8 protein-coding genes and 1 pseudogene are annotated in these 9,977 nt (G+C 65.5%); 6 read left to right on the top strand and 3 right to left on the bottom strand.

Features of this window, described 5'->3' with window-relative positions; all coding sequences use genetic code 11:
• Nucleotides 1-65: 65 nt before the first annotated feature.
• A complete protein-coding gene (locus tag CH251_RS14230) occupies nt 66-356 on the top strand; it encodes an acyl-CoA carboxylase epsilon subunit (RefSeq protein ID WP_094613717.1) in 291 nt (96 codons plus the stop codon).
• Nucleotides 353-1,021, top strand: coding sequence for a nucleoside triphosphate pyrophosphatase (locus tag CH251_RS14225; RefSeq protein ID WP_256979071.1), 669 nt, complete (start codon nt 353-355; stop codon nt 1,019-1,021). The genes CH251_RS14230 and CH251_RS14225 overlap by 4 nt, the downstream gene beginning before the upstream one ends.
• Nucleotides 1,022-1,069: 48 nt before the next feature.
• Here CH251_RS14225 and CH251_RS14220 read toward each other — a convergent pair whose 3' ends face one another.
• Together CH251_RS14220 and CH251_RS14215 are read right to left on the bottom strand one after the other, a co-directional pair.
• Entirely contained in the window at nt 1,070-1,513 is a 444-nt protein-coding gene (locus CH251_RS14220; protein WP_094613716.1) for a flavodoxin domain-containing protein, read from the bottom strand.
• 114 nt (nt 1,514-1,627) lie between these two features.
• Nucleotides 1,628-3,007 carry a hypothetical protein gene (locus CH251_RS14215; RefSeq protein ID WP_094613715.1) on the bottom strand — a complete coding sequence of 460 codons (1,380 nt, stop codon included), beginning with the start codon at nt 3,005-3,007 and terminating at the stop codon, nt 1,628-1,630.
• 143 nt (nt 3,008-3,150) lie between these two features.
• Between CH251_RS14215 and CH251_RS14210 the strand changes: the two genes are divergently transcribed.
• Entirely contained in the window at nt 3,151-4,428 is a 1,278-nt protein-coding gene (locus CH251_RS14210) for a glycosyltransferase (protein ID WP_094613714.1), read from the top strand.
• 5 nt (nt 4,429-4,433) lie between these two features.
• Here CH251_RS14210 and CH251_RS14205 read toward each other — a convergent pair whose 3' ends face one another.
• Complete coding sequence (locus CH251_RS14205) at nt 4,434-5,738, bottom strand: hypothetical protein (RefSeq protein WP_094613713.1); 1,305 nt, start codon at nt 5,736-5,738, stop codon at nt 4,434-4,436.
• 592 nt (nt 5,739-6,330) lie between these two features.
• On the opposite strand from CH251_RS14205, the gene CH251_RS14200 reads away from it, so the two are divergent.
• The 3 genes and pseudogenes from CH251_RS14200 to CH251_RS14190 form a co-directional block, all read left to right on the top strand.
• Nucleotides 6,331-7,773 (top strand): condensation domain-containing protein, encoded by a 1,443-nt coding sequence (locus CH251_RS14200; protein ID WP_094613712.1) that lies wholly within the window; start codon nt 6,331-6,333, stop codon nt 7,771-7,773.
• 46 nt (nt 7,774-7,819) lie between these two features.
• Nucleotides 7,820-9,277: a condensation domain-containing protein gene (locus CH251_RS14195; RefSeq protein ID WP_094613711.1), complete on the top strand. Its 1,458-nt coding sequence runs from the start codon at nt 7,820-7,822 to the stop codon at nt 9,275-9,277.
• Nucleotides 9,255-9,977, top strand: a pseudogene (locus CH251_RS14190) (hypothetical protein); the annotation flags it as partial. The gene CH251_RS14195 and the pseudogene CH251_RS14190, both read left to right, overlap by 23 nt.

Below are 9,977 nucleotides of genomic sequence, written 5' to 3'. Positions count from 1 at the left end.
GCACTGCGACTACTCGAACGCAAACAAGTTACCCTCCCACCCAAGAAACACGGAAACATCCCACTATGAGCGCAGAAGCGAATCATGACGCAGCGAGCGCAGAAGCGAATCACGACGCAGCGAGCGCAGAAGAGGTGGTCTCCACGACTCCCGCTGCCGTTCGAGTGGTGAAGGGCAATCCGAGCGACGAGGAACTCGCCGCGCTGGTGGCGGTTCTGACGGCTGCGCAGAGCGGATCGGAGTCGACGGGTGATTCTCGTCCCCGTGAGCTGTGGGGTTCGCCGGTGTTGCTGCACCGCGGGTTCGCGGCTCAGTCGGCGTATTCGTACGCCGCGTCGGGACGCCACACGCGGTGACGGTCCGGTCCTCCGACGCGGCGTCGGGCCCTGTTCGTCTGGTCCTGGCGTCGGCGTCGCCGGCGCGCCTGTCGGTGCTGCGCGGAGCCGGGGTCGAGCCGATCGTTCGGGTGTCGGGAGTCGACGAGGATGCGTTGACCGCAGCGCTCGGGCCGTCGGTGTCTTCGGAAACCGTGGTCACGGAACTGGCCCGAGCCAAGGCTGCGGCGGTGGCCGAGACGTTCGCGGATTCGACCGACGATCTGGTGATCGTCGGCTGCGATTCGATGTTGGCGATCGGCGGGGAGCTGCACGGAAAGCCACACTCGGTCGAGGTGGCGCGCGAGAGATGGCAGTCCATGGCGGGCAACAGCGGCGAATTGCTGACCGGCCACGCTGTGCTCCGAGTGACCGACGGCGTGGTCGTGGCGCAGGCTGCAGCGCACAGCACGACCGTCGTGCATTTCGCGACGCCGTCCTCGGTGGATCTCGAGGCCTACCTCGACTCCGGTGAACCGCTGTCGGTGGCGGGGGCGTTCACGCTGGACGGTCTCGGCGGCTGGTTCGTCGACCGCATCGAGGGCGATCCGTCGTCGGTCATCGGCATAGGCCTACCGCTGGTGCGCACCCTGCTCACTCGTGTGGGTACGTCGCTTGCCGTCCTGTGGGACAGCACACCGTCCTGATCCTTCCGGACCCGCCGGCCGTTGGGCCGCCGGAGCCGATTCCTACCGTCAGGGCAGCAGGTCGATCAGTTCGCGAGCCCACTCCTCGGCCATGGTCTTCGGCCGGATGTTCGACGAGCTGTCGTGCCGAGCATGGGTGCCGACCTGCTTGCCGCCGAGTTCGGTGAGCTTCTCGGCCATGATCTCGCCGCCGCGGTTGAACGTGTCCTCGTAGACCCGGTCGCCCAGTCCGAACACCGCGAACTGCAGTCCGGCGAGGTCCGGCGCGTCCTCGACGAGTGCTTCGTAGAAGGGTTCTGCACCGGTGGGGAGCTCTCCGTCTCCGTAGGTGGAGCAGATGACCACGTGGAAGTCGTCGGTGTCGATATCGGACACCTCGTACTCGAGCATGTCGCGCACCTCGGCGTCATGATCGCTGAGGACGTCCGCAATCTTGTCGGCGACCTCCTCGGCCGTACCGGTCTCGGACCCGAACAACACGACCACTGCCATGGATCGCTCCCCTTTCTCACACCTGCTCGAACACTCGAACAGTCGGAAAGCATAGCCTCACCGGCGATCCGGTCGAAAATCCGTCCTCGCCCGCACTTGTGACTTGTCTCGAGGTCACCAGAATTCGGGCGTCAGACCCCATCGATCGAACTCCGCCTCCACCAGCCCCCGCAGGTGTTCCTTGCTGGGAAAGCTGTCCGGATCGAGCCCGGTGACGCACAGGGTCGCGCGTTCTCCCGATTCGTTCCACCAGGCACTGACGCCACCGCCGGTGCGGCGCAGCAAGGCCACGTCGGTGTTCTGCGTGATCGACCTCATCGCTACCGCGGTGGCGTCGACACCACCGATGGTGCGCAGTGCGACACCTCTGGCACCGAGATTCGAGCACAGGCACAGCGGTGCCGAGCCCGACGCCGCGAGTTTGGCCACGATCGCGTCGGGCAGCAACTGCATCAGCGGTTTGAGGAGCTCGAACGTGGTCGTGACCGTGCGATCGGCCTGGGTTCTGAATGCCTGCTTGCTCGATGCTCGAATCACCCCGAGATCGTCGAGGTACGCCGCTCCCGGGTCGACATGGATCGAGACACCGGACGTCGCGTTGGCACGTCGATCTCCTGCAGTCCTGGTACTGACCGGGAGGGCGACGCGTACCCGGTCCTCCGTGGAGACTCGGCCGCTCCCGGTCAGGATGCCGAGCACCACCGCGACGAGCAGACTGTTGGAACTGCCGCCTTTGCTCGCTGCGGCAGCGGACCAGTCCGCGGACAGGCAATCGACGACGACGGTGCTCGGCGTCCACGCACCCTCCGCCGGTGCGACGATCACGCGCGGACGATCCGCACCGGAGCCGTCCGGCATTCCCGCGCTCGGGTCGGCTGACGCCGTGGACCGTGCCCGTATTGCCTCCACCGCGGTTCGGCCGAGCGCTCGTGCCGCACCCGATAGCGCAGCACCGACGCGGCCGACGCCATCGGACAGATCGGCTCGGGAGATCGCCATCGCGGACTCGGAACCGTGATCGAGCCCGATGCGCACGAAATCGTCGGGAACGGCGTGTCCGGCCAAAGCGGCCGCGGCCGCCGAGGTGAGGGCACCGCCGTCGCCGACGACGTGCGAGCCGACCAACGACACGACCGTGCCGCCGTCGTCCACCGAGGTTGCCGACAATCGCCACGCCGGTCCCCCGATCGGGTCCAACGTCACTGCAGCCTCGTCCTCGATCCACCTGTCGACAGCCGCGCGGGCGATCGGTGATCCGATGACCACGGGATCGGCGGATCGACGCGCTGCGGTCCAGCTGTCGCGGGCTCCGGGCACCCGGGCCCGCCGAACGGATCGATCGATGGGGCCTGCGGCGAGCATTCGCCACATCGATCGGAGCGCGTCCGGCGCGACGGCGCGGTCGAACCGCCAGACGATCTGGTTCACCACGGGTACCCCGAGAACACATTCCATGCGGAGGAACAGGTCGTCGTCGTACGTCAGTCTTTCCACTACGCGAGACTATCGCTGCGCGAGTGCGGACGCAGGTGGGCCGCAATTGTGTTTCCCGCCATATGTTTTCCGAACCGGACGGCGGCGGGCGGGACTGATAGGTTGAGGACGTTTTCCACGCCGACGCGACTGCGAGTGACCCTATGAAGTTCGTGATGCCCTTCAACGGCAGTCGCGGTGACGTGACGCCCGGTCTTGCACTCGGCGTCGAACTCGCCGATCGCGGACACGACGTGCTGTTCGGCGCACCACCGAATCTGATGGACTTCGCGCGCGCGAAAACGGCTGAGTCCGAACGAGTCAGCGTGGTCTCGTTCGGGCCGGACACCCAGCGGCTGTTGGAATCGGAGTTGATCAGGGTGCGCATCAAGTCGCGCAACCCGCGGACCAGGATGGCGGCGCTCGCGGAACTGGCCAATCACGGCTGGGACCGGATGACAGCCGAACTCGAGTCGATGGCACAGGGTTGCCACGCGATCGTCACCGGCTCGCTGGGGCAGGAGATGGCGTTCAACATGGCGGAATCCGCGGGCAATGCCTTTGTAGCACTGCACTATTGCCCGCTTCGGCGTAACGGCGTCGTGCCCGTGACCCCGGGAGCGGCGTTGCCGGGCTACGTCAACCGATCGATGTGGGCGCTGGCGGAATCGATGCGCTGGAAGTCCATGAAGGCTCGCGAGAACGCGCAGAGAGTGTCCCTGGGCCTGGCACCGACGCGGCATTCGTTGCCCGTTAGATCCGAACGCTACGGCGGAGTGGAGATTCAGGCCTACGAGTCGGCGCTGTTTCCCGGGCTCGCCGAACAGTGGGGCCCGCAGCGGCCGTTCGTCGGATTCCTGGGGCTGAGCAGCGGGCGCATCGATGTCGATCCCGCACTGGAGCAATGGCTGCAGGCAGGCTCCGCGCCGGTGTACTTCGGATTCGGCAGCATGCCCGTGCCCGATCCAACGGCGCTGTTGCGCATGATCGAGAACGTGACCGGACGGCTGGGCGTTCGTGCTCTCGTCTGTGCCGGCTGGAGCGACCTCGCCGGTGCCGATCCTGCTGCGGCCCAATCGAACTCGAACATCATGATCGTCGATTCGGTCGATCATGCGAGCATTCTCCCGCGATGCCTGGCTGCGGTCCATCACGGTGGCGCGGGTACGACGGCTGCGACGGCGCGGGCCGGTCTTCCGACACTCGTCTGCTGGTTCAGCGCCGATCAGCCGTTCTGGGGAGCCGCGCTGCGCCGGATCGGAGCCGGGACCTGCACGAAATTCTCCACATTGACCGAACCCGTTCTGCAGCAGGGAATTTCCGACATCACCACCGACCGAGCCAGGCAGGCGGCACGCCGACTCGCCGACACCGTCGCCCCGACCGCAACCGCGGTGGCCGCAGCTGCCGACATCACCGAGGCGGCAGCGCAGAACCGCTGACGCACTCACCAGAAACGCGCAGTCAGTTCCCAGCGCCCCAGAGCCTCCGCCACGTGATCACGCAGTGCCTGATCGTCGACGAATCGATCGGGATCCATGGCGTGGACGGTCACGGTGACGCTCGCATCCGTCTCGCACACCCAGGCCGTCAGGCCACCGTCCAACGATCGCGCGAATGCGGCGTCGGCACCTGCGAAGGTCGCTCTGCCCGATACCGCGCGAGCTCGAACGCCGGCCACCGTGGTGAAGACCTCGGGCAGAACCCCCAGGTTCGACGCCAGGCCTTCCGCGCCGTCACGCGGTTGCGGAACACGCGCGACAACGGCGTCGGGCAGCATCTGCACGAGGGCCTGCGACATGCCTGCCGGTGGCAGACCGGCAGCCTGCCTCGCGGCGAAGGCGGTGAACGCCGCCTTGCTGATCTTCCGAATCGTCGACAGATCACGGTCGGCCGCATCGGTCACGGGGACCTCGATCTTGACGATCTTGGTGGCATTGGAGCGGGTGTCGTCGACGGTGCGATCACTGACCGGCAGTGACCACTGCACCGAGTCTCCGATCGAGGCTCGCCCGGCCTGCCAGGAGGCTGCCGTGAGGACCGCGATGAACAGGGAGTTCGACGTGCCGCCCCATCTCTGGGCGGTTGCTTTCCAGGCACCTGCGTCCACCTCTGCAACCACGTGAGGCGATACCCAGTCTGCGTCCACCGCTCCGACGGTCGGCTGCGAGCGAGTCGGCTGCGAGCGCGGGACAGCAGCGTCCTGACCGGATCGGGCGGGAATCGGAAGTGCGGATGCAGCGGTGTTCACCACCCAGCCGGCGACGGACCGCACCTGCTCGACCGCGTCTCGTAGATCCGAGCCGATTGCTGCGATGCCGTCCGTGGTGGGAACCGACCTGGGTTGCCAGGACGGGGAGTTGGCAGCACCGAACGCGGCGATCAGGGCGCCGCCATCGGCGACCATGTGCGAGGCGACCAACGACAGCACCGCCCCTCCGTTCGCCAAGGGTGCCGCTGCCAGTCGCCACCCGAGACCGGTCTCGGGATCGATGTCCCGATCGAGGCGGTCGTCGGCCCACGCCGACACTTCGGTCGGTTCGATGACGTGTGGGTGAAAATCCAGTGAATGGGAGACGTTCGAGGCCACCCATCGATCGCGGGCACCAGGCACCGTAGACGCGACCACCCGGCGCGCGAGCAGACCGTCGGACAGGTTGCCCCGTAGTTTTTCCAGATCTGCCCGCTGAACGGATTCGTCGAACCACCACAGGAACTGGTTGTAGACGGGATATCCGATGCCGTGATGCATTCGCAAGAATAGGTGATCGGCAAATCCAATTCGAGTCACGCGCCGAACCTACTACATCCGAGAAACGGCGGCAGTGGTGTCAATTCGCCACCACCAATGCATTCACATTCGGCAATAGATACACGGAAAAGGGGTCTCGATTGTGTTCCACACCATGTTCGGGCCATTCAGTGGCGTACGTCGTGCGATGACCTACGATTCGGTCGGCATCACACCCCGACTGTGAACTGTCATCATCTTGACCAGCAAAATCAGTGACCAGATCGTAAGATGCGACAATCGGACACATCGTCGACTCCTGATCGGGGACCGGCGGGTCAAGACGTTCGACAGTGAGAAGTATTACTTTTTCGCGTCGCGAAATAATTTCGCTTTCGCCCTATCGTGTGTGCTGAACACACTTCGGGTCGACGGCAATGACGTTGTTCTTTCAATGCGGAAAGCAGCAATCCAACAGCAATCCGATAAACGACCGGTCCGCTGCACGAGCACCGCCGACAGGTTTACACGATCGACTCGACCGTAATCGAACGTGCAATACCGAACCAACGCCGCACACCGCCGACCGAGCCCGGAACGGAAGAGGACTCCCATGGAATACACCGAACTCGCCGACTACCCTCTCCCCGCCGGTCGCCTGACCGAATGGGTCCCCCGCGTCGACGACGACCGTTGGGCACCGGACCCCCGTGGGCTGTCGTTCACGCACCAGGACCATTGCGAGCGCAGCGCGCCGGGCTCGTGGATCGGCACGGTGTTCGAGATCCACCGCCGCTACGACGTCGAGGCAGTGCGCGCGACCATCGCCGCGTACATGGGTCGTCACGAGGCGTTTCGCACCAAGGTTCGGCGCGACGAAGAATCCGGTTCCTGGCTGCGCTACACCGCACCGACAGATGCGGTGCAGGTGACCGATCGGGCACACACCGAACCCCGGACCGAGACTCAGGTGTTCAGCCATCTGCACTCCTGGTTCGGCGAAACCGTGTCTCCGACGGCATGGCCGCACTTCGTCCTCGCCACCATCGAACCGGACGACGCCTCCCGCGCTCTCTCGAACGGGCCAGGAGAGTCGTTCCTGCTCGCGTTCGCCGCCGACCATTCGGTGATGGACGCCTACAGCCAGATCTACGCCATCAACGAGATCGACCGGCTCTACGCACACGCCCTCGAAGGCGTCGACCCGGAGTTGCCCGAAGTCGGCAGCTACGTCGACTTCAGCCAGGCCGAGAGGACTCTCGGCGAGACGCTGACCGGTGACCACAGCGCCGTGCGCACCTGGCAGGACTTCCTGGCCGTCGAGGACGGACGCTTTCCCGCGTTTCCCCTTCCGGTGTCGGTCGACCGGTCGTCCACCGGCCCGGCCGCGCAGAGCAGTATCTCGTCCTGGCTGCTGACCGCCGACAAGTCCGATGCCTTCAACGCCGCATGCCGCGCCGCCGGATACAACATGCAGGCCGGGATACTCGCTGCCCTGGCGCTGACGAACGTTCGCCTGTCCGGCCGCACGACGTTGCGCACCGTGATGCCGATGCACACCAGAGACGAACAGAAGTGGGCCGCAGCGGTCGGCTGGTACGTCGGAATCCTGCCCATGGAGATCGAACTCGACAACGCTCGCACGTTCGGGGAGGCGATCGAGGCCGCGGCAACTGCAGGCGCGGCCAACAAGGGGTTGGCACGGATGCCGTACTCGAAGATCGCCCAGATCCTCGAGTCGACGGAGATTCCGCGATTCGTGGTGTCCTACATCGACCTGCGGTTCCTCCCGGACGCCGAGCAGTGGCAGGGCCGCAAGGGTCGGGCTCTGCGGAGCAACTGCCACGCCGACGACGAGGTCTACTTCTGGGTCAACCGGACGCTCCAAGGGCTCAACATCTCCGCACGATTCCCCAGCTCGGATGTCGCGTCCACCAACGTCCACCGATTCATCACCGAGTTCGTCGCGGTGTTGACGGCAGTGATCGACTCCGACCGTGGTACCGATACGGTGCTCACGTCGGCCTCTCGGTCGGTGACAGTCGCCGCAGAGTGAGCCATCGAATCGGCCCGCGGCCCTTATCGAGGAGGATGAAGCGACGATGATCATCACCGCTATGGGCAGGTGGAATCCCGCTCCCGGCCGGCTGCTCGAATGGCACCCCACCTCGGCTGCTCGGGCGAGCGCCGAAGCGGCACCTGTCCATCCGACTCCGCCCTCGTTTCTCCAGGAGGACCATCTCAAGGCCGCGTGGGCGGCCCGCGAACGCGGCGATGTTCACACCGCGTACACAGGGGTGGCAACCGAGATCGACGGTGACGTGGACACGGACGCGATGAGCCGAGCACTGGCCGCCTACGTGCTGCGGCACGAGGGTCTTCGATGCTGGTTCGAGGTCGAGGGAAACGACGTCGTTCGGCATCTCGCCTCACCCGAGGTCGCGGAGTTCGAGGTGTCCGACGCCGGAGAAGTGACGGACGACGACGAATTCCAACGCTACGTACGTGGGCGCTTCTCGGCCGAGGCGACCGCGGACGCCTGGCCCGGATTCGTCGTCGGCGTGGTGGCCAGGCCCGGCAGCTTCACCTTGTACTACGGCGCAGATCACGCATTCACCGACGGCGGCTCGCAGGCGTTGGTCATCAGCGAGTTGGCCGATCTGTACGCGCTCGAGACCGGCGCGGACGCACCGATCCCGGCGGAGGCAGGTAGCCATCTGGTCTACGCCGCCGACGAGCGGGCGCGGGCTGCGACGTTCGGGGCCGATTCTCCCGAAATCGCCGCTTGGCGAGACATTTTCACCCGGCACGACGGCCGAATGCCTCGGTTCCCACTCGACCTCGGACTCGCGCCGGGCGAGAAGGCTCCCGTTCGCATCGTCGAACGCCACCTCTTGGGCAAAGAACCGACGGCTGCATTCGACGCCGCATGCAAGGCCGCCGGGGCCCGGATGAGCAGCGGCATATTCGCTGCCGTCGGGATCACCGACTTCGAATTGGCCGGAACCACCGACTACTTCGGGATCACCGTGCTCAGTACCCGGCACCACGGTGACTACGGACAATCCCAGGGGTGGTTCGTCAATTTCGCTCCGGTCGCGTTCGAGGTCACAGGAAACGACAGGTTCTCCGACGTCGCCGCTCTGGCCCACCGAGGCTTCGAACAGGCCAAGCAGATCGCGGAGGCCCCGGTGCACGCCGTACTGGGCGCACTGGCCGCCGACGGCACTCTCGGCAGCGAGTTGGCAGTGAGTCCGAACATGCTCTCGTACATCGACTTTCGCTGGTTCCCCGGCGTCGGTCGAGACGCGGACACGCGCGCCGAGCACTTCACCGGCGAGGGTTCGACGTCGAATGCGTCGATGTGGATCAATCGAGACGGTGAGCATCTGTATCTGGTGGCCCAGACCCCCGATACCGATGTTGCCGCAGCAGCGGTGAAGCGGTACCACGATCATCTGGCGCACGTGCTGGAAACCATTGCACGCGAAGGCGATTACCGCCTGACGCTCGACGATCTCGTTCAGGAGCCGGCCGGTGCGGGTCACCTCGATCACTGAGTACACCCCACGCGTGGGCACGGTCGTCGAATTCACCGCCGACGTCACCGGTCAACCGCAGCCGTCACCGGTTCCACCGTCGTTCAATCAACGGTTTCACCTCGGTGATCTGGACGACGCCGAGCGCGTCTGGATAGCCGGAGCATTCGAAGTGCAGGGAAGCCTCGATACCCGGGCGCTCGCGTGGGCCTTCGAGCACCTGATCGACCGCCACGACACCCTGCGCAGTTCGTTCGTTCGTGTGCCGGCCGGAATCGAGCGGACGATCTACGAACCCGGTTCGGTGCAGATGAGGCAATCCACTCGAACCACCTTCTCGTCGGCGTCGACCCTCCGGAATCATCTCCGGAACGCGCTCGAACTGCATTGCGATGCACGACGATTCCCGTCGTACACCTGTTTCGGAATCGACCGGCCGGACACCTCGACGATACTGTGCGCTTTCGACCACTCCAACGTCGATGCCATGTCGATCGCCGTCGTGGTCGACGAGTGGCAGGGTTGCTTCGATGCGGCAGTACTCGACGAACCCGCCGACCGGAGGCAGGTCTGTCTCCGGGTTCGACGGGCAGCGGCGGTAGGCGTCGTACAGGGTGTGGATCTCGTCGACCACGACGGCGATCGACATGGCATCGACGTTGGAGTGGTCGAAAGCGCACAGTATCGTCGAGGTGTCCGGCCGGTCGATTCCGAAACAGGT

Source organism: Rhodococcus sp. 06-462-5, assembly GCF_002258315.1.
Taxonomy (GTDB): domain Bacteria; phylum Actinomycetota; class Actinomycetes; order Mycobacteriales; family Mycobacteriaceae; genus Rhodococcoides.
The sequence above is the reverse complement of the archived record's forward strand: the minus strand, read 5'-3'. Positions and strand labels throughout refer to the sequence as shown.

What these genes read in the sequence shown, in the direction of transcription:
- CH251_RS14230 (WP_094613717.1), top strand. Translation starts at nt 66, where the DNA reads ATGAGCGCAGAAGCGAATCATGACGCAGCGAGCGCAGAAGCGAATCAC.
- CH251_RS14220 (WP_094613716.1), bottom strand. Translation starts at nt 1,513, where the DNA reads ATGGCAGTGGTCGTGTTGTTCGGGTCCGAGACCGGTACGGCCGAGGAG.
- CH251_RS14210 (WP_094613714.1), top strand. Translation starts at nt 3,151, where the DNA reads ATGAAGTTCGTGATGCCCTTCAACGGCAGTCGCGGTGACGTGACGCCC.
- CH251_RS14205 (WP_094613713.1), bottom strand. Translation starts at nt 5,738, where the DNA reads ATGCATCACGGCATCGGATATCCCGTCTACAACCAGTTCCTGTGGTGG.
- CH251_RS14200 (WP_094613712.1), top strand. Translation starts at nt 6,331, where the DNA reads ATGGAATACACCGAACTCGCCGACTACCCTCTCCCCGCCGGTCGCCTG.
- CH251_RS14195 (WP_094613711.1), top strand. Translation starts at nt 7,820, where the DNA reads ATGATCATCACCGCTATGGGCAGGTGGAATCCCGCTCCCGGCCGGCTG.